This is a genomic window from Nocardia sp. NPDC003979, assembly GCF_053605015.1.
This window is the reverse complement of the sequence record NZ_JBSGIJ010000009.1, coordinates 80,818-99,039: the sequence shown is the minus strand read 5'-3', so window position 1 is coordinate 99,039 and position 18,222 is coordinate 80,818. Positions and strand designations below refer to the sequence as shown.

Sequence of the window (18,222 nt, the reverse complement as noted above, 5' to 3'; positions counted from 1 at the left end):
TCCGGCAAGTATCGTTCACTTGCGCCGAACGTGTGCTGGACGAGGGGGCTGACCACAGATGAACGACCTGCCGCACATCCTCACCCCCGGCGAGACCTGCTGGCAGATCGCCCGAGCCGACCGCCTGGCCTGCATCATCGACGCGGCCGACTACTTCCGCTACGCCAAATCCGCGATGCTGCGAGCGCGCAAACGCATCGTTCTGATCGGCTGGGACTTCGACACCCGGATCAAGTTCGAACCGCAGGACAAGACCCTCGACGGACCGAACCGGCTGGGCAAATTCCTGTCGTGGCTGCCGAAACAACGGCCGGACCTCGACATCTACCTGCTCAAGTGGAATGTCGGCGCGTTCGCCGCGATCGGCCGGGGGATGACACCGATCTTCGTCGCCAACTGGCTCACCGACCGGCGGCTGCACTTCGAAATGGACGGCGCGCATCCGATCGGCTCGGCGCACCATCAGAAGATCATCGTGATCGATGACCAGCTCGCGTTCTGCGGCGGCATCGACATGACCGTCGACCGCTGGGACACCAGCGACCACCGCGACGACAATGCCTACCGAACCGCACCGAACGGCCGCCGCTACGGCCCGTGGCACGACGCGACCACCGCGGTGGACGGCGCCGCCGCGAAGGCGATCGGCGAACTGGCCAGAGCCAGGTGGCAGGCGGCGACCGGGCAGGAACTGGCCCCGGTCGACGAGATCACCGGGGACCCGCCGTGGCCGCCGGGGCTGGAGCCGACGATGCGGTCGGTCGACGTGGGGATCGCCCGGACGCTTCCCGAACTCGCCGACCGCGCCGAGGTCCGCGAGATCGAGGCGCTGTATCTCGCGGCGATCGCGGGCGCGACCCGTTCGCTGTACATCGAGAGCCAGTACCTGGCTTCGCGCACCCTCGCCGAGGCGATCGCCGCCCGCCTGCGCGAACCGAACGGCCCGGAGATCGTGCTGGTCCTCCCCCGGCACGCCGACGGCTGGCTCGAGCAACTGGCCATGGACGGTGCCCGCCGACGCCTGCTGCATCTGCTGTGGAAAGCCGACACCGAGCAGCGGCTCGGTGTGTACTACCCCGTGACCGCCGACGGTGCACCCATCTACGTCCATGCCAAGGTGCTGGTGGTGGACGACCGTCTGCTGCGGGTCGGGTCGTCGAACCTCAACAACCGGTCGATGGGTTTCGACACCGAGTGCGACCTCGCGGTCGAGGTCACACCCGCCACCCCCGACGGCGAGGTCCTGCGCGAAACCGTTCTCGGCATCCGCCGCCGCCTGCTCTGCGAACACCTCGACTCCGACCCGGCCAAGTTCGACGCAACCCTCGCCGAAACGTCCTCGCTCGTCCGCACCGTCGAAGCGCTGCGCGGCGAAGGCCGGACGCTGATCCGATTCGAGCCCGAAACGGTCGCTGACGAGGACAGCCCGCTGGCCGAAAGCGAACTGATGGACCCCGAACGAACCCCGGCGAGATTGTGGGACAGTCTTTTTCCGAGAGGCGTTCGCCGCGCTGGGCCGACTGGATAAGCGCGGGACGGCTCGACTCAGGGAACCGGGCGGTAAGAATACGTGTTACGACGCTGGTCACGCGCCATTCCACTGTTACCGGGTCTTGATTGCTTCCTCGGTTCACACGGAGCAGAGTTGGGATGCACAGCGCGAAATACCCCTCCTGAGCACACGCTGATCGGAGAATCATGGGTCATCGGACGAGTTTCGCAGTGTTTGTCGCGACCGTGAGTTTGTTCATCGCCACGGGTTGTGGAACGTCGTCGGATTCCGGCGGCGATACCACCGGCACATCGGCCGGTGCACAGGCCGAACCCGCGTACGCGGCCACCCTCCGGCCGATGATCACCCAGCTCATGAAGGACAACGTCATTCCCGGAGCTGTTGTTGTCGTCAAATCGCCGAAGGAAGGCGACTGGACCGAGACGTTCGGCACCCGCGTCATCGGTGCCGACGATCCCCTGTCGGCGGACGACTACTTCCGGATCGGCAGCAACACCAAAACCATGACCTCGACGGTCATCCTGCAGCTGGTGCAGGAGGGAAAGCTCGCGCTCGAGGACCCGATCGGCGAATACTGGCCGGGAGTACCGAACGGGGACCAGATCACCATCGCACAGCTCTCCGAAATGCGCAGTGGGCTATACAGTTACACGTTCGACCCGGAATTCAATGCCACACTGGACAGCGACCCGGACAAGGTATGGACGCCCGAGGAGATGCTCGCGATCGCTTTCTCCCATCCGGTGAATTTCGCGCCGGGGGAGAAATTCGAGTACAGCAATACCAATACGATCCTGCTGGGCCTCGTCATCGAGAAGGTCACGCAGATGTCGGCCGCCGAGAATTTCCAGAAGCGGATCTTCGAACCGCTCGGCCTGAAACACACCTCGATGCCCGCCGCGACGGACGACTCGATCCCCGACCCGCACCCGCAAGGGTACGCGTTCGGCACCAATGTCTCCACCATCGACACGTTCGCCCTGCCACCCGAGGAGCAGGCCGCCGCCCTCGCGGGCACGCTGCAACCCGGCAACGCCACCGACGCGAGCCCGTCGTGGACGTGGACCGCCGGTGCCGCGATCGCGACGGCAGGCGATATGGCGACGTACGTGCGGGCACTCGTCGAGGGCGACATGCTCGACGAGCAGCAGCAGCGAATCCGGATGGACAGCATCCAACCCATCGACCCCGCCGCCCCCGACGTCGCCGGCTACGGACTCGGCATCGTCCGATTCGGCAAGCATCTGTTCGGGCACGACGGTCAGATCCCCGGATACATGACCTTCATGGGCCACGACCCGGCCTCGGACCTCACGATCGTGGTCGCCACGAACCTCGCGACAGTGCCCTCGGGCGAGGGTTCGGCCCTCGTCCTGGCCAAAGCCATGCTCCCGGTCTTCTACGGCAACGAACCGGCGCCGGACAGCCCGGCCGCGCCCGACACCGGCACAACGATCGCGCCCACCGGCCCGACCACGATGCCCCGGTGACGATGCCGCGAGCCCGACACATTCCGCCGTGCGCGGCGCTTGCGGCCGAGACCTAAGCGGGAACCGGGTTCGCTGCACGTTCGAAACGCCGCACGAGAACCGCGTGCGCCACCGGAACCAGCAATTCGACGGGAATCATCAGGACGTAGAACCCATGTGGCGCTCCGGCAACGGCCCATGCCAGGATCCTGGCCAGCCCACCGAGAAAGAACAACAGCCCAAGCGCGTCGATCACCCTGGCGCGCCCGACGATATCGGCCGCGGCCCAGACGAACGCCGCACCGTACGCGGCGAAAAGCACGCTGTAGAAACGCAGATCCGACTCCATGGTGGCATTGACCTCGCCGCCACCGATGTAGGTCGCCTGACCGAACAGCAAGTGCGCCAACGCGATACCGACCACGGCAACGCCGAACACACGAAGCCATACCTGAAATACGCGCATCCCCATCCCCCTTGTTTGACAACTGCCGAACAGGATCACGGTAGCCGCTGTCTTCGATGCTCGTGGTGATCCGCGCGGGCGGACCATGTCAGCGGAGGTGTCAGGAGGGCGTCAGGCTCGTGTCAGGGACGGCCGACAGAGTGTGTTCATCGAAGAAAGCGGGCCCGCCGAAACGGCGGGGCCACAAGCGAAACGAGGAACACGACATGATCACCACCGCTTCCCTGACCGACCAGGACAAGGCCACCCTGCGCACCGCCGCCTACGGCGCTGTTTCGCTCATCGCCGCCGCGGGCGCGCCGCACAAGGCCGTCTCCCAGGGCACCACCGCGCTGACCTCGGCGACCGGGCTGGTCGGGCATGTGCTCTCGGCCAAGTCGCGCGATATCCATCTGCCGGGCAAGACTGTCGCCGAGTTCGCCGATCATGTCCTGCCCGCCCTGACGGCCGCGGTGGAACTGCTCGACGCCCATGACCCCGCCGAGGCCGACAACTTCCGCGACACCGTCCTCGTCGCCGTCCAGGCCGCCACCCACACCAAGAAGGACCCCACGCCCGCGGTCACCGCGATGGCCGCCAAGGTCACCGCCGCCCTCGCCTGACAACGACCGGAACCGTAAGGGCTGTGCGCAGATTCCCGGATCTATGCACAGCCCTCGACGGCCGCCGACGGTCCTGTTATGGTCACTATGACCATAATGAAGGAGAAGGCGATGGCCGACATCAGCAGCTACCCGGGACTTCGGCACCTCCGGGGAGCCCCGACAGTGCACGTCAGACACGTCCGCAAGGGCAAGCTCCTGCACGACGGCACGGGGCTGAGCTTCTGGTTCCGCCCGAGCACGGCGGTGCTCAGCGAGGTCCCGGTGGACGACCGGGAGCTGCCGATGCTCTTCCACGGCCGCACGCGCGACCACCAGGACGTCACGGTCCAGCTGACCGTCACCTACCGCTGCACCGATCCCGCGACGACGACAAGCCGGATCGACTTCTCGATCGACCCCGACACGGGGACCTGGCGCCAGGACCCGCTGAGCCAGATCGCCAACACCCTCACCGAGAACACCCAGCAACACGCTCTCGAGGTGCTCGCCACGCTCGATCTCGAGACCGCCATCCGCACCGGCGTCGAAAAGGTCAAGGAAGCCACCGGCAATCTGACCGCGGCTCACATCGGGCTGGAGATCATCGACGTCCGCGTGGTCGCTATCCGCCCCGACGCGGAGATGGAGAAGGCGCTCCAGACCACGGTCCGCGAGAAGGTCCAGCAGGAAGCGGACCGGGCGACCTACGAGCGGCGCGCGCTCGCCGTCGAACGTGAGCGCGCGATCAGCGAGAACGAACTGCAGAACCAGATCGAACTGGCGAAACGGGAGGAGCTCCTGGTGGTCCAGCGCGGCACGAACGCGCTGGAGAAGGCCGAAAGCCAGGCCAGGGCAGACCGGATCGCCGTCGACGCCAAGGCCGACGGGATCCGCAAGCTCGCCGAGGCCGAGGCGGCTGGTGAGAAGGCGCGCCTGGATGCCTACCGGGACGTGCCGCGGGAAACGCTGTACGCGTTGGCGGCGAAGGAACTCGCGGGCAACCTGCCGGAGATCGGCAGCCTCACCCTGACGCCGGACATGATCGCGCCGATCCTGCAACGGTTCACCCGATGAGCCTGGCGCCGCGAATCGTACTGGTGCACAGGCGAACCGAGCTGTCGGAGCTGCTGGCGCGGCACGGGACGCGCGGGCAGGTGGAGTTCTTCCTGAACGCGCGTGGCAGGTCACTCGACGAGGTGGTCGAGCGCGACCGGCGGACCCGCGCGGCGATCGGCGAGGTCAGTGCGGCCATTCCGCTCGACTGGCGGCGCGGCACGGTCGAGCGGGAAGACTTGTCACGGTTCCTGTTCGCCCCCGAGGACATCGTGGTGATCGTCGGGCAGGACGGGTTGGTCGCCAATGTGGCCAAGTACCTCGACGGCCAGCCCGTCATCGGTATCAGCCCAGAACCCGGCGTGCTCGCCGAGCACTCCCCCGCCGACGCGACCGAACTCCTGCACAGCACCGGTAACACCGAGGACCGCACGATGGTCGAGGCGAGAACGGACGACGGCGCGACCCTGCGCGCGCTCAACGAGATCTACATCGGCCATCCGAGCCACCAGACCAGCCGGTACCGCCTCCGTGACGAGCGCCAGGCATCGTCGGGCATCCTCGTGGGCAGCGGTACGGGTGCGACAGGCTGGTGCCTGTCGGCTCACCGCGAACGGAAAAGCCCTGTCGCCCTTCCTCATCCCACCGAGCGCAGACTCGTCTGGTTCGTCCGGGAGGCGTGGCCGTCACCGGCCACCGGGATCGCGCACACCGAAGGCGAGATCACCGGCGAAAGCCTGCACATCGACGTGGAGTCCGACGGACTGGTGGCCTTCGGCGACGGCATCGAGCACGACGCACTACGTCTCGGCTGGGGCCAACGGCTCAGCGTCGGCCTCGCCACCACCAGCCTGCGCCTGGTGCGTTGAAGTGGGGCCGTCGGCCGCCGCTACCGGGCAGACCCAATGGACACACGTCGCGCCCCACAAAGCTGGTCACCTCCGCCGGAAATTCCCCGGCACCCGCCTCACTGTCGCACACGGCGTTCCAGCACACAGGCGGACCGCGACGCTGAACGGGAGGCCATCGGTACGCTCACGGGATGGGTGGGGACTTGTCACATCGATCCGGGCGAAGCACGGGCAACCAAGTGGATGAGCACCCGGACATGTCGCGCCCGGCCCGCCTCGACGCTCACAGTGCTGTCGCCACCGCCCTCGCCCTGCACAGCGATCACGCCTTGCGCGAACTCGTCGACGCGGCCACGCCGATCGGCACCGGGATCGGCGGGAGGTCGGCGCTGCTCGAGGTTGCCGGGACACCGGTTTTCGTGAAGCGGGTGCCACTCACCGACCTGGAACGGCAGCCGGAGCACGTCCGGTCCACGGCGAATCTGTTCGATCTGCCGCAGTTCTACCACTACGGCGTCGGCCTCATCGGTGGGGCCGGGTTCGGGGCCTGGCGCGAGCTCGCCGCGCACATCATGACGACGAACTGGGTGCTGGCCGCCGAACACGCCGGCTTCCCGTTGATGTACCACTGGCGGGTGCTGCCCGACACCACCCCGCTGCCGGACGAACTCGCCGACATCGATCGCGTCGTCGCCTACTGGGACGACCGGCCGCAGGTGCGCCGACGGATCGAGGCTGTCCGGGACTCCTCGGCCAGCATCGCGCTGTTCCTGGAGTACATCCCACACACCCTGCACGAGTGGCTCGACGCCCGGATCGAGGCAGGCGCGGACGCCACCGATCAGGCCTGCGCCATGGTGGAACGGGAACTGGCCGACGGCACCGCGTTCATGAACAGCCGTGGACTGCTGCACCTCGACGCGCACTTCCACAACATCCTGACCGACGGTCGACGCCTCTATTTCGCCGACTACGGCCTCGCGCTCGCCTCCGGGTTCGACCTCTCACCGCACGAAGCCGCGTTCTTCGCCCGGAACCAGAGCTACGACCGCGGTTTCACCGCGACCTACCTGGTGAACTGGCTCCTCACCGCGCTGTACGGCCTCCGGCGGGAAGACCGGGAGAAGCGCCTCGCGATGGTGCGCGACATCGCCGCGGGCGAACCCGCGACAGGAATTCCGGACGGGGCCGCCGCGATCATCACCCGGCACGCACCGGTCGCCGCCGCGATGTCGGCGTTCATGCGCGCGTTCCAGCAGACGACTCGGCGCACGCCGTATCCGGACGAGGAGATCAGGCGACTGTGCGGCGGCTGAGTGCCTTCAGGTGGATGTGTCGGCAGCGCTGTTCCTATTCTTCGGGAGCGGGCCGCCGATCAGGACGTCGGCCCAGCGGGTGGAGGGGTCGATGTCGAGTAGGAGGGCTTTCACCAGGAGGGTGAGGGGGATGGCGAGGATGGCGCCGAGGCCGCCGATTACCCAGGCCCAGAACACCAGGGACAGGAAGGTGATGGTGACGCCGAGTCCTACGGCGTCACCGACGAATTTGGGCTGGATGATCGACTGGATCACGAAATTGATCACGCTGTAGACCACGATCACCCACACCATCAGAACCGGTCCGCTGTCGAGCAGAGCCAGCAGCGCGGGTGGGATCACGCCGATGATGAAGCCGATGTTCGGGATGTAGTTGGTGATGAACGACAGCAGCGCCCACAGCAGTGGTAACGGCACTCCGAGCAACCACAGCGCACCGCCGTCGATCACCGCCACGATCGCACCGAACACCGTCGAAACGACCAGATATTTGCGGGTGCCCGCCGCGAAACTGCCGAGTGCCTGGGCGATGGCGGGCCGTTCGACTGCGACCACGGCCATCCTCGGCCGCATACTCATCCCGTCGACTGCCATGAACAGCAACAGCGCGGCCACGAAGAACAGATTCGAGAACACCCCGACCACACCGCCGAGCAGGTTGTCGAGCAACGCGACGAGTTTGCCGAGGTCGATGCCCTGCAAAGCCTTCTGGATCTGGTCGTGACTCAAGCCCGCGGCGTCGAGCCAGCCGCGAACGGTGTCGAGCAGATCGTCGAGGCTGCCGGTGTACTGCGGTAGCCGCGAAGCCAATTGCGCGACCGAAAGCGCGAGCGCCCCACCGAATCCCACCAGAATGAGCAATACCGCACCGACGGCGAGCAGCATGCCGAGCCAGGCCGGACCACCGCGCTGCTGCACCCTGGTCTGGATCGGCTGCACGGCGATGGTGAGCATCAGGGCCAGAAATGTCGGACCGACCACACCGGCGAAGGCTTTCAAACCCGTGACGCAGATGATGATCGCGGCTATCGACAACAGCACGACGAGACCGCGGGGAATGGACCACCCACCCGCACCGGGAAACTGCCGGACCGTGTCCGTGGTGTGCATGCGACGACGCTAATCCCGTGCGCACTGCCACCGGATCACCCGTTCGGGGTGAATTCGCCGCGCGGTCGGTGCGGAATTCATCCATTACGGGTGATTTCGTGGGCGCCGCCGCTTTCTACGCTTGGCCGGACATGGCGAAAGGATCGCGATGCTCGGCTTTCTCGTCCCCACCGATCAGCGCCGCACCCTCGACGAACTGACCGACAAACTCGACCTGTCGGTGGGCTCGGTGGCGGCGAAGCGCTCGGCGTTCTGGATCATGCTCGTGCTCTCGGCGGTGATCGCGATCTCCGGTGTGGTCGGTGATTCCACGGCGACCGTGATCGGCGCGATGATCGTCGCCCCGCTGTCGATCCCGATTCTCGGGGTCGCTCTCGGTGTGACGACTGGGCGCGCGGCGCTGGTGGGCCGCAGCCTGCTGCTGGTGGTCGCCGGTATCGCGGTGGTGGTCGTCCTCGGTTTCCTGTTCGCGCAGCTGCTACCGAATCCGGTGAATGTGCTGTCCAACGCGCAGGTCGTCGGGCGGACCTCACCCAAACTGATGGATCTGACCGCAGCGTTGGCCACCGGTCTCGTCGCGGCGGTGGCGATCACCCGCCGTGATGTGGGTGACGTACTGCCCGGTGTCGCCATCGCGATTTCGCTGGTGCCGCCGCTGGGCGTGGTCGGGGTGTGCCTCGGCTCGCAGGCCCCCGCCCTGGCACTCGGCGCTTTCGTGCTGTTCGCCTCCAACATGCTGGCCATGATCATCACCACCACCACGGTCCTGCTGCTGGCCGGATACGGGCGCGACGCCGAGGCGCCGACCGGTGGTCGCGGGCGCGCCTATCTGGTGCTCGGCGCGGCGCTGATCCTGGTGGTGGTGCCGATGGTGATCAATTCGCTGTCGACGCTGTGGGCCGGCCAGATCGCCGACGTCGCCCGCGACTGGCTGCGCGAGCAGCCCGGCGCCCAGGTGGTTGACGTGACTCTGCACAGCGACACCGCCACCATCACCGTCCTCGGTCCGCAACAGCTGCCCGACCTGGCCGAATTGCAGCGCCGGGTCGACGATCTCGTGCCCTGGCACCCCGACGTCGTGGTCGTGCACAACGTCGGGGGCCGGGTGCGACCACGGTGACACCGACGTCGCCGCGACACCCGACGTGTTCACCGGCCGGTGGGCGCTCAGTACGAAAGTGAGGGATCAACAATGGATTTCTGGGACGTCATCTGGGCCATTGTCGTAAGTTTCGCGTTCATCGCCTATCTGCTGCTGATCTTCGTCATCCTCACCGATCTCTTCCGGGACCGGAAGACCTCGGGCTGGGTGAAGGCGATCTGGGTGCTGTGCCTGTTCCTCTTCCCGCTGATCACCGGGCTGGTGTATTTGATCGTGCGCGGCGACGGAATGGGCGAACGCACCGCCGAAGCCGAGCAGCAGGCCAAAGCCGCGACCGATCAATACATCAGGGAAACCGCGGGCACCAGTTCCGCCGCCCAGATCGCGGACGCGAAAAGGTTGTTGGACTCGGGCGCCATCACCGAGGCCGAATTCCAGCAGCTCAAAGCCAAAGCGCTGGCCTGATTTCCCCGCCATGCGCGTGCGGTGAGCGAATCTCATCCGTCTCGTGTGAGGCGGTGCGCCTACCTGTGCGTTTACGGTCGCGCTATGGGTTCGGTCATCGGAGATCTGCTTCCGCTCGCGGTCGGTGTCGCGCTGTCGCCGATACCGATCGTCGCGACGATTCTCATGATTCTGTCGGCACGTGGAAAAGGCGCGGCGATCGGATTCGCCACCGGGTGGGTGCTCGGAATTCTGGTGGTCACCGGGGTGGTGACGCTGTTCGCCGGCAACCTGGGCGGGTCCGACGACAGCGAACCCGGTGCGGCGGCGGCATGGATCAAGATCGTGCTCGGGGTGTTGCTCGTGGTGTTGGCGGTCAAACAGTGGCAGGCGCGCTCGCAGACCGAGGTGCCCGGCTGGATGCGCGCGATCGACACCTTCACCCCGGTGAAGGCGAGCGGGCTCGGGGCACTGTTGGCCGGGGTCAACCCGAAGAACCTGCTGCTGTGTGTGTCGGCGGGTGTCGCGATCGGGGCGGCAGGTCTTGGCTCCGGCGGTGCGGTCGGTGCGATCGCGGTGTTCACGGTGCTCGCGTCGGCCACGGTGCTGACCGTGGTGCTCGGCTATCTGGTGGCGGCCGAGCGGCTCGGCCCGGCGCTGGACCGGCTCAGAGTGTGGTTGCAGGACAACAATCACGCCGTCATGGCCATCGTGCTGCTGGTCATGGGTGCGGTGGTCCTCGGTAAAGGGCTGGGCGGATTGCCGGGGTGAGACGGATGTCTGTACCGGTGTTCACATCCCTGCGTGGTTATCGCGGCGACTGGGTGCGTCCCGATGTGATCGCCGGGCTGACGGTGTGGGCGGTGCTGGTGCCCGAGGCGCTGGCCTACGCCTCCATCGCCGGAGTGCCGCCGGTGGTCGGGCTGTACGCGGCGGTACCCGCCCTGGTGCTGTATGCGCTGGCGGGCAGTTCGCGCCACCTGGTGGTCGGCCCGATGTCGGCGACCGCGGCGCTGTCGGCGGCGATCGTCACCCCGCTGGCCGGCACCGACGGCGGCCGTTACATCGCCCTGACCGCGGCCCTGGCCATCTGCACCGGCATCGTCGGCCTGCTGGCCGGGCTGATCCGGCTGGGATTCATCGCGAGCTTCATCTCCGGACCGGTCCTGAAGGGCTTCATCGTCGGGCTGGCCCTCGTGATCATCATCGGCCAGGTACCCAAGCTCATCGGGTTGCACAAGCACGAGGGAAACTTCTTCGAACAAGCCTGGGGCATCCTGCGCAAGGTCGGTGAGATCGACTGGCGCACAACAATTGTCGGCACCGTAAGCCTGGTCCTCGTGCTGGCGGTGCGGCGCTGGCTGCCGATGGTGCCCGGCGCCCTGCTCGCCGTGGTACTCGGCATCGCCGCGGTGCACCTGCTCGGTCTCGACGACAAGGGCGTCGCGATCGTCGGCCACATCGACGCGGGTCTCCCCCGTCTCGGCCTGCCCGGTGGTCTCGATCTCGGCGACTATCTCGAGCTGCTCGGTCCCGCGGTCGGCGTGGTGCTGATCGGCTTCGCCGAAGGGCTCGGCGCGGCCAAAACCTATGCGGCCAAGGCCGGTTACCAGGTCGACCCCGATCGGGAGCTGCTCGGGCTCGGCGCCGCCAATATCGGCTCGGGGCTGAGTTCGGGCATGGTGGTCAACGGCAGCCTGTCCAAGACCGCCGTCAACGGTGGCGCCGGGGCGAAAACACAGCTCAGCGGCCTGGTGGTGGCCGCGCTGACCATCCTCACACTGCTGTTTCTCACCGGTCTGTTCGAGAAGCTGCCGGAGGCGACGCTCGCGGCGGTGGTGATCGCGGCGGTGATCGAACTCGTCGACTTCGCCGCGCTGCGCAGGCTCTACGGGGTGTGGACCGGCCTGCTCGGCGGCATCTACGGGCACGCCGCCCGCGCCGATTTCGTCGCCGCCATGGCCGCCCTGCTCGGCATGCTGCTGTTCGACACGTTGCCCGGACTGCTGATCGGGATCGGTGTCGCGGTGCTGCTGCTGGTCTACCGCGCCTCCCAGCCGCACGTCGCCGAACTGGGCAAGAGCGGCTCGCTCTGGGTGGACAAGGCCAGACACGCGGACCTGCCGACCCGGCCCGACCTGCTGGTGGTGCGCGTCGAATCCGGTCTCTTCTTCGCCAACGCCGACTTCGTGCGCGAACACATCGAGGCACTGTGCACCGAGTCGACCCGGCTGGTGGTCCTCGACGCCGAAACCTCGCCCTCCCTGGACGTCACCGCCGCCGACATGCTGCTCGACCTGCGAAAAGAACTGGCCCGCAAACGCATCGACTTCCGCATCGCACGCTCGGTAGCGCAGTTCGGGGCCGAACTCGGCTCCGCCGTGGTCGGCGCGACCCCCATCCAGGTGTATCCGACGATCACCGAGGCCGCCGCCGACCTACCCGATTCCGGAAAGGAACACCCATGAACGGCATCATCGTCGCGCTGGTCGGTGCCCTGCTGTGCTTCTACGGGGTCCGCTCGGTGCACCTGGGCATCCTCGCCATCGGATTCGGCCTCGGCTGGCTGATCGCCGACCTGTGCAACGCCTCGTTCTGGTGGCTGCTGCTGATCGCGCTGATCGGCGCGGTGTCGGCCTGGGTGGTGACCTCGCTGATCTTCCGCTTCGCGGCCTACTTCATCGGCGGCCTCACCGGCGCGATGATCGGCACCAAACTCGCCACGGTGCTCCAACCGGGCGACAAGAACTGGGCACTGAGCATGATCGTCGCCGCCGCGGTCTGCGTGTCCGGGGCCTTCCTGGCCGACAAGTTCCGGGCCCGCGCCCTGCTGTGGCTGACCTCGATCGGCGGCGCGAGCATGATCCTGTCGGGCCTCGGCCGCATGGGCGACCTCGAGTTCCTGCGCGATCCCGAACCCGGCAGGCAGCAGATCACCGCCACCCTCGCCTGGATCGGGCTGTCGGTCTGTGGGTGGCTCGTTCAGCGTCGGCTGTTCGCCGAGCGGCTCGGCATCGAACCGGCGGCGGACGAACCGCCCTCGCGCAACATCGGCGGCAAATGGCCGAGCCGGTGACGACAGGAATTTCACCCGGAGCGGGTGAGGCGGCATCACCTCCCCCGATGTGATGCTGCGGGAGCGGGCCGTCCGGCACGGGCGCCGCGGGGTAACCGAGCAGAGTGGAAAGGGATTCGATGACCAGTCCGCAGGAAGCTTCCGAAACCATCGAGGCAGGCAACGCCGAGGCGCTGCGCACGATGCCCTTCGGCGACGACCAGGATTTCGCGGACGCCGACCGCGGGTTCGTCGCCGCGCTCACCCCGCCGGTGGTCCGCAATGCCGACGGCGACGTGGTGTGGGACAGCGGGTCGTTCTCCTTCCTCGACGACGAGTGCCCCGCCACGGTGAATCCGAGTCTGTGGCGGCAGTCGAAACTGACGGTGAAGCAAGGCTTGTACGAGGTCACCGACGGCATCTACCAGATTCGCGGGCTCGACCTGTCGAACATGACGGTGATCGAGGGCGACACCGGCGTGATCGTGATCGACCCCCTGATCTCGGTGGAAACCGCGGCCGCCGGGCTGGCGCTGTATCGCGAACATCGTGGTGATCGTCCGGTGGTCGGGGTCATCTACTCGCACTCCCATATCGACCACTTCGGTGGGGTGAGGGGGGTGACAACTCAGGAAGACGTCGACGCGCAACGATGCGTGATCATCGCGCCCGCCGGCTTCACCGAGCACGCCGTCGAGGAGAACGTCTACGCGGGCACGGCCATGGGCCGGCGCGCGGCCTACATGTACGGCGCAGCACTGCCGCGTGGGCCGGTCGGCGCCGTGGGCGCCGGCCTGGGACCGACCACCTCGATCGGTCAGCCGAGCCTGATCACCCCCACCGTGTGGGTCGACCACACCGGTCAGGCCGTCACAGTCGACGGTGTGGCGATCGAATTCCAGATGACCCCCGGCACCGAAGCGCCCTCGGAGATGAACTTCTACTTCCCCGCCCGGCGCGCGTTGTGCATGGCCGAGAACGCCACGCACACTCTGCACAACCTGCTCACCCTGCGCGGCGCCCTGGTACGCGACCCGCATGTGTGGTCGAAGTACCTCACCGAGGCGATCAACCGCTACGCCGCCCGAGCCGACGTGGTGTTCGCCTCGCACCACTGGCCCACTTGGGGCACCGAGCGGCTCACCGAGTACCTGTCGATCCAGCGCGACCTCTACGGCTACCTGCACGATCAGACGCTGCGCTGGATCAACAAGGGCGCCACCGGAACCGAGATCGCCGAGAACTTCCCCATGCCACCCGCGCTGACGGACAGCTGGTCGACCCACGGGTACTACGGTTCAGTCAGCCACAACGTCAAAGCCGTCTATCAGCGCTACATGGGCTGGTTCGACGGAAACCCGGCGAACCTGTGGCAGCACAGCACCGTCGACGCCGCCGTGCGGCACGTGGACTACATGGGCGGTGCCGAGGAAGTGATCGCCAAGGCGCGAAAGTCCTTCGCCGAAGGCGACTTCCGCTGGGTCGCCCAGGTGCTCAACTATGTGATCTTCGCCGACCCGGACAATGCCGAGGCCAAGGCCCTGCAGGCCGACACCCTCGAACAACTGGGCTACGGCGCCGAGAACGGCACCTGGCGCAACTTCTACCTCATGGGCGCCTACGAATTGCGCAACGGCTCCGTCGGCACGCCGACGGTCGCGGCGGCACCGGACATCCTGGATCAGCTGACCGTCGAGCAGGCTTTCGATGCGATCTCCCTGCGTATCGACGGGCCGCGGGCATGGTCGGCCCGGATCGTCATCGACTGGCGCGTGACCGATACCGGGATCGTGCACCGCACCCAGTTACGCAACGGTCTGCTGGTCCATTTCGATGTCGACGGGGAAGTCGCACCCGCCGACGCCACCTTCACCCTCAGCGCCGCCGACCTGCGCGCGGCCTTGCTCGCCGGCGGCGACCTCGGCACGATGATCGAAGCGGGCCGGGTCACAGTCGACGGCGACGCGGGCAAACTGGCCGAACTCGTCGGCTATCTCGACGAACCGGACCCCGATTTCGCCATGGTCACACCCTGATTCGACCCGGCTCCGCGCCTCGACTGGTTCAGGCCTGGGGCGGGTCGACGAAGATATCGTATTCGAGGTCGTCACTGCCGCCGTAGGCGGAGAAGTCCGTCCGGCCTTCAGCTCGCAGGACTTCCACGTCGAGGAAGGTGTTGCCGGTGACCGTGCGGGCGTCCTTCTCGAGGATCGCGATCGCGGCGTCGGCCACGATCTGCGGGGTGCGGGCCTTCGCGGTCGCCTCGTCGCCGCCGAGCAGGTTCTGGACCGCGGCGGTGGCGATGAGCGTCTCGGGCCACAGGCAGTTGGCGGCGACGCCGTGTTCGGCGTACTCGGCGGCCCAGCCGAGCGTCAACAGGGACATGCCGTACTTGGCCACCATGTAGGCGGGGTGGGCACCCAGCCAGGCGGGTGCGAGGTTCAGCGGAGGCGACAGGCTCAGGATGTGGGCGTTGTCGCTGCGGCGCAGGTGCGGCAGGCAGGTGCTGGTGAGCAGATAGGTTCCGCGCAGCTGGATCTGCTGCATGAGATCGAACCGTTTGACGGGCAACTCTTCGGTCGGAGCGAGCGCGATGGCCGACGCGTTGTTGACGCAGTAGTCGATGCCACCGAACCGTTCGACGGTCCGGCGCACGGCCTCGGTGACCGATGCCTCGTCGCGGACGTCGCCGACCACCGCCAGCGCCTGACCACCCGCGGCCTCGATCTCGGCGGCCGCCGTGTGGATGGTGCCGGGCAGCCGTGGATCGGGAACGTCGGTCTTGGCCAGCAGCGCGATGTTGGCACCCTGACGTGCGGCGGCTAGCGCGATGGCCAGCCCGATGCCACGGCTGCCGCCCGACATGATCATCGTGCGTCCGGCCAGCGGTGAGGTAGATGTCGTCATGCCCGGCGACATTACATATATTCAACAGCCGTAGCAATAGTGAAATATGTACACTCGACCCGTGAAATCCGAGGTCACCGATTCCGGCGTGATGGTGCGTCCGGTGTCGGCGCGGTCGGCACTGATCCGCATCCTCATCGCGGCCGACTCGCCGACGATGACGTCACAGCAGATCTGCGCCGCCACGACCGCGGCGGGTTACCCGGAGGCCACCGTGCGCGTCGCGGTGTCGCGGATGGTCGCGGCCGGTGAGCTCGTGCGCGCGCGACGCGTCTACACCCTTGCCCCACACCTGCGTGCCCGGCGCGTGGATCTCCTCGCGCCCCGGACGCTGCCCTGGCAAGGCGATTGGGAACAGGTCGTCATCACCGCGACGGGGCGACCCGCCGCCGACCGCGCGGCACTGCGCGCGACACTGCTCTCGCTGCGCCTGGCCGAACTCCGTGAAGGTGTGTGGATGCGCCCGGCCAACCTCGCGCGCGACCTGCCCGACGACCTCGGCGACGCCACGATCGCCCTGCGCACCCGTGCCGTGGACGACCCGGTCTCGCTGTGTACTCGACTGTGGCCGCTGACCGACATCGACCGCCGTGCCCGTGAGCTGCTCGAAGCCATCGAAACCGCCGACCCCGCCGCCCGGTTCACGACGGTGTGCGCCGGCCTCGACCTGCTCACCACCGACCCCGCGCTGCCCACCGAACTGCGGCCCGCCGGCTGGGCGGTCGACGCACTGCGCGAGACCACGACGGCCTATCTCGCCTGGTTCCAGGAACTGAGCCGCGGCACCGGGGACTGACAACGACCTCAGCCGCGAAGAATTCGTGCTGCGCCACGACGGCATTGGTGATCCGGCACAAGTCCGCACCCGTTCGCCTGTGAGTACGGCGACGTCGGCCGAGAATACCCATGAGCGCACCGCGGGAAAGAGGCACCCATGGCAGACAAGCAGGTACCGACCGGACGACTGTCACGCAGCGCACGGCTCGGCCGGTTGGCCGCGGGGCAGGCGGCCCGCGGCCTCGGTACCCGGTTGGCGATGATCGGGCGAACCGAACAGGCGCGCCGCACACTCGCCGAACGCTCGACACTGCAAGCCGCACAGCAGATCGTCACCGTGCTCGGTGGGATGAAGGGCGCGGCAATGAAATTGGGGCAGATGGCCTCGGTACTGGATCTGGACATGATCCCGGAGGAGCACCGCGAGATGTTCCGCACGAAACTGGCGAAGCTGCGCGACAGCGCACCCGAGGTGCCGTTCGCGCAGATGCGCGCGGTGATCGAGCAGGATCTCGGGCGGCTGAGCCGGGTGTTCGCCGACTTCGACCCGGAACCGGTCGCGGCGGCCTCGATCGGCCAGGTGTATCGCGCCCGGCTGCGCGACGGGCGGATGGTCGCGGTGAAGGTGAAGTATCCCGGCGTGGATCGCGCGGTGCACGCCGATATGCGCAATCTCGAATTCTTCAGCGGGCTGTGGAAATCGTTTCTGCCCTCGGCCGCCGATACCGAGGTGCTCGCCGAGATCTCCGGCAATATCGTCGCCGAACTGGACTACCGGCGCGAGGCGGCCAATCAGCATCGGGTCGCCGCACGCTACCGGGACCACCCGTTCATCCTGGTCCCCGACGCCGTCGAGGAGTTCTGTGGCGACAATGTGCTGGTCACCGAATTCATCGAAGGCATCTCCTTCGACGACATCCGCCGCCTGCCCGCCGCGCGCCGCGATCACATCGGTGAGCTGGTGTACCGCTTCTACATCACCGGCATGTTCCGCGACGGCGAGTACTGCGCCGACCCGCATCCGGGCAATGTGCTGCTCGCCGACGACGGCCGGGTCGGTTTCGTCGACTTCGGGCTGTACAACACGATCGAGCGCGCCGACCTGGATTTCGAGCGGCAGGTGATCCGCGCGGCTCACCGCTTCGACAGCGACGAGGTGTTCCGGCGCTGGTCCGAGCGCGGCATCATCGCCCCCGACTCGCCTGTGACGCCCCGGTCGGTGCTCGAATACGTGTGGGCCGCCTCGGGCTGGCATCTGCTCGACGAGGAGATCACCCTCACCCCGGAGATCGCCACCAGTGCGGTCGTGCTCGCCACCGACCCGCGGGCGGCGCAGCGGCGTGAGGTCCGACACCTGTTGCTGCCGCCCGAGCACGTCTTCTCCCGCCGCGCCGACCTTTTCACCCTCACCGCGCTCGGTCAGCTCGAGGCGACCCGGAACTGGCACGACCTGGCGCGCGAATGGCTCTACGACGAACCGCCGGTGACCGAGATCGGCCGGGAAATCGAGGCCTGGCGGCACACGGTCACCAATGCCTGAGGTGATTTGTGAAATACCACAGTGCGGTTGGGTTT

The 18,222-nt window shown here is 67.3% G+C and carries 17 protein-coding genes; 14 read left to right on the top strand and 3 right to left on the bottom strand.

The annotated features are described in order from the left end of the window. The first annotated feature begins 58 nt into the window (after positions 1-58). Together ACWEVR_RS20045 and ACWEVR_RS20040 are read left to right on the top strand one after the other, a co-directional pair. Positions 59-1,528: a phospholipase D-like domain-containing protein gene (locus ACWEVR_RS20045; RefSeq protein WP_452468166.1), complete on the top strand. Its 1,470-nt coding sequence runs from the start codon at positions 59-61 to the stop codon at positions 1,526-1,528. 209 nt (positions 1,529-1,737) lie between these two features. Next, the gene (locus ACWEVR_RS20040; RefSeq protein ID WP_452468165.1) at positions 1,738-3,003 is read left to right on the top strand and encodes a serine hydrolase domain-containing protein; all 1,266 of its coding nucleotides are present in this window, start codon (positions 1,738-1,740) and stop codon (positions 3,001-3,003) included. A 52-nt stretch (positions 3,004-3,055) separates the two neighbouring features. Here ACWEVR_RS20040 and ACWEVR_RS20035 read toward each other — a convergent pair whose 3' ends face one another. After that, the gene (locus ACWEVR_RS20035; protein ID WP_452468164.1) at positions 3,056-3,487 is read right to left on the bottom strand and encodes a DUF4345 domain-containing protein; all 432 of its coding nucleotides are present in this window, start codon (positions 3,485-3,487) and stop codon (positions 3,056-3,058) included. A 167-nt stretch (positions 3,488-3,654) separates the two neighbouring features. Between ACWEVR_RS20035 and ACWEVR_RS20030 the strand changes: the two genes are divergently transcribed. The 4 genes from ACWEVR_RS20030 (at position 3,655) to ACWEVR_RS20015 (ending at position 7,252) form a co-directional block, all read left to right on the top strand. Further along, entirely contained in the window at positions 3,655-4,050 is a 396-nt protein-coding gene (locus ACWEVR_RS20030) for a hypothetical protein (RefSeq protein ID WP_452468163.1), read from the top strand. 111 nt (positions 4,051-4,161) lie between these two features. Then, entirely contained in the window at positions 4,162-5,106 is a 945-nt protein-coding gene (locus ACWEVR_RS20025; RefSeq protein ID WP_452468162.1) for an SPFH domain-containing protein, read from the top strand. A gap of 23 nt (positions 5,107-5,129) precedes the next feature. After that, a complete protein-coding gene (locus tag ACWEVR_RS20020) occupies positions 5,130-5,954 on the top strand; it encodes a hypothetical protein (RefSeq protein ID WP_452468161.1) in 825 nt (274 codons plus the stop codon). Positions 5,955-6,193: 239 nt separating this feature from the next. Beyond that, positions 6,194-7,252: a protein kinase family protein gene (locus ACWEVR_RS20015; RefSeq protein ID WP_452468160.1), complete on the top strand. Its 1,059-nt coding sequence runs from the start codon at positions 6,194-6,196 to the stop codon at positions 7,250-7,252. 6 nt (positions 7,253-7,258) lie between these two features. Here the strand turns inward: ACWEVR_RS20015 and ACWEVR_RS20010 are convergent, their stop codons facing one another. After that, entirely contained in the window at positions 7,259-8,362 is a 1,104-nt protein-coding gene (locus ACWEVR_RS20010) for an AI-2E family transporter (protein WP_452468159.1), read from the bottom strand. A gap of 148 nt (positions 8,363-8,510) precedes the next feature. Between ACWEVR_RS20010 and ACWEVR_RS20005 the strand changes: the two genes are divergently transcribed. The 6 genes from ACWEVR_RS20005 to ACWEVR_RS19980 all read left to right on the top strand — a co-directional run bounded on the left by ACWEVR_RS20005 (position 8,511) and on the right by ACWEVR_RS19980 (position 14,999). After that, positions 8,511-9,482, top strand: coding sequence for a DUF389 domain-containing protein (locus ACWEVR_RS20005; RefSeq protein WP_452468158.1), 972 nt, complete (start codon positions 8,511-8,513; stop codon positions 9,480-9,482). A gap of 72 nt (positions 9,483-9,554) precedes the next feature. Next, complete coding sequence (locus ACWEVR_RS20000; RefSeq protein ID WP_067494151.1) at positions 9,555-9,929, top strand: SHOCT domain-containing protein; 375 nt, start codon at positions 9,555-9,557, stop codon at positions 9,927-9,929. Between the two features lie 84 nt (positions 9,930-10,013). After that, a complete protein-coding gene (locus tag ACWEVR_RS19995; protein ID WP_452468157.1) occupies positions 10,014-10,679 on the top strand; it encodes a GAP family protein in 666 nt (221 codons plus the stop codon). 5 nt (positions 10,680-10,684) lie between these two features. Further along, positions 10,685-12,376, top strand: a complete 1,692-nt coding sequence (locus tag ACWEVR_RS19990) for a SulP family inorganic anion transporter (protein ID WP_452468156.1) — start codon at positions 10,685-10,687, stop codon at positions 12,374-12,376. Further along, positions 12,373-12,984, top strand: coding sequence for a DUF4203 domain-containing protein (locus ACWEVR_RS19985; protein ID WP_452468155.1), 612 nt, complete (start codon positions 12,373-12,375; stop codon positions 12,982-12,984). Before ACWEVR_RS19990 ends, ACWEVR_RS19985 begins: the two co-directional genes overlap by 4 nt. Before the next feature lie 119 nt (positions 12,985-13,103). Then, positions 13,104-14,999 carry an alkyl/aryl-sulfatase gene (locus ACWEVR_RS19980; protein WP_452468154.1) on the top strand — a complete coding sequence of 632 codons (1,896 nt, stop codon included), beginning with the start codon at positions 13,104-13,106 and terminating at the stop codon, positions 14,997-14,999. 28 nt (positions 15,000-15,027) lie between these two features. On the opposite strand, the gene ACWEVR_RS19975 is transcribed toward ACWEVR_RS19980, so the two are convergent. Next, complete coding sequence (locus tag ACWEVR_RS19975) at positions 15,028-15,870, bottom strand: SDR family oxidoreductase (RefSeq protein WP_067494435.1); 843 nt, start codon at positions 15,868-15,870, stop codon at positions 15,028-15,030. A gap of 61 nt (positions 15,871-15,931) precedes the next feature. Here ACWEVR_RS19975 and ACWEVR_RS19970 point away from each other — a divergent pair, with 61 nt between their 5' ends. Further along, complete coding sequence (locus ACWEVR_RS19970) at positions 15,932-16,666, top strand: hypothetical protein (protein ID WP_452468153.1); 735 nt, start codon at positions 15,932-15,934, stop codon at positions 16,664-16,666. Positions 16,667-16,804: 138 nt separating this feature from the next. Continuing rightward, the gene (locus ACWEVR_RS19965; protein WP_452468152.1) at positions 16,805-18,187 is read left to right on the top strand and encodes an ABC1 kinase family protein; all 1,383 of its coding nucleotides are present in this window, start codon (positions 16,805-16,807) and stop codon (positions 18,185-18,187) included. The last annotated feature ends 35 nt before the right edge of the window (positions 18,188-18,222 follow it).

What these genes read in the sequence shown, in the direction of transcription:
- ACWEVR_RS20045 (WP_452468166.1), top strand. Translation starts at nt 59, where the DNA reads ATGAACGACCTGCCGCACATCCTCACCCCCGGCGAGACCTGCTGGCAG.
- ACWEVR_RS20005 (WP_452468158.1), top strand. Translation starts at nt 8,511, where the DNA reads ATGCTCGGCTTTCTCGTCCCCACCGATCAGCGCCGCACCCTCGACGAA.
- ACWEVR_RS20015 (WP_452468160.1), top strand. Translation starts at nt 6,194, where the DNA reads ATGTCGCGCCCGGCCCGCCTCGACGCTCACAGTGCTGTCGCCACCGCC.
- ACWEVR_RS19995 (WP_452468157.1), top strand. Translation starts at nt 10,014, where the DNA reads ATGGGTTCGGTCATCGGAGATCTGCTTCCGCTCGCGGTCGGTGTCGCG.
- ACWEVR_RS20030 (WP_452468163.1), top strand. Translation starts at nt 3,655, where the DNA reads ATGATCACCACCGCTTCCCTGACCGACCAGGACAAGGCCACCCTGCGC.
- ACWEVR_RS20000 (WP_067494151.1), top strand. Translation starts at nt 9,555, where the DNA reads ATGGATTTCTGGGACGTCATCTGGGCCATTGTCGTAAGTTTCGCGTTC.
- ACWEVR_RS20025 (WP_452468162.1), top strand. Translation starts at nt 4,162, where the DNA reads ATGGCCGACATCAGCAGCTACCCGGGACTTCGGCACCTCCGGGGAGCC.
- ACWEVR_RS19980 (WP_452468154.1), top strand. Translation starts at nt 13,104, where the DNA reads ATGACCAGTCCGCAGGAAGCTTCCGAAACCATCGAGGCAGGCAACGCC.
- ACWEVR_RS19985 (WP_452468155.1), top strand. Translation starts at nt 12,373, where the DNA reads ATGAACGGCATCATCGTCGCGCTGGTCGGTGCCCTGCTGTGCTTCTAC.
- ACWEVR_RS20010 (WP_452468159.1), bottom strand. Translation starts at nt 8,362, where the DNA reads ATGCACACCACGGACACGGTCCGGCAGTTTCCCGGTGCGGGTGGGTGG.
- ACWEVR_RS19975 (WP_067494435.1), bottom strand. Translation starts at nt 15,870, where the DNA reads ATGACGACATCTACCTCACCGCTGGCCGGACGCACGATGATCATGTCG.
- ACWEVR_RS19990 (WP_452468156.1), top strand. Translation starts at nt 10,685, where the DNA reads ATGTCTGTACCGGTGTTCACATCCCTGCGTGGTTATCGCGGCGACTGG.
- ACWEVR_RS19965 (WP_452468152.1), top strand. Translation starts at nt 16,805, where the DNA reads ATGGCAGACAAGCAGGTACCGACCGGACGACTGTCACGCAGCGCACGG.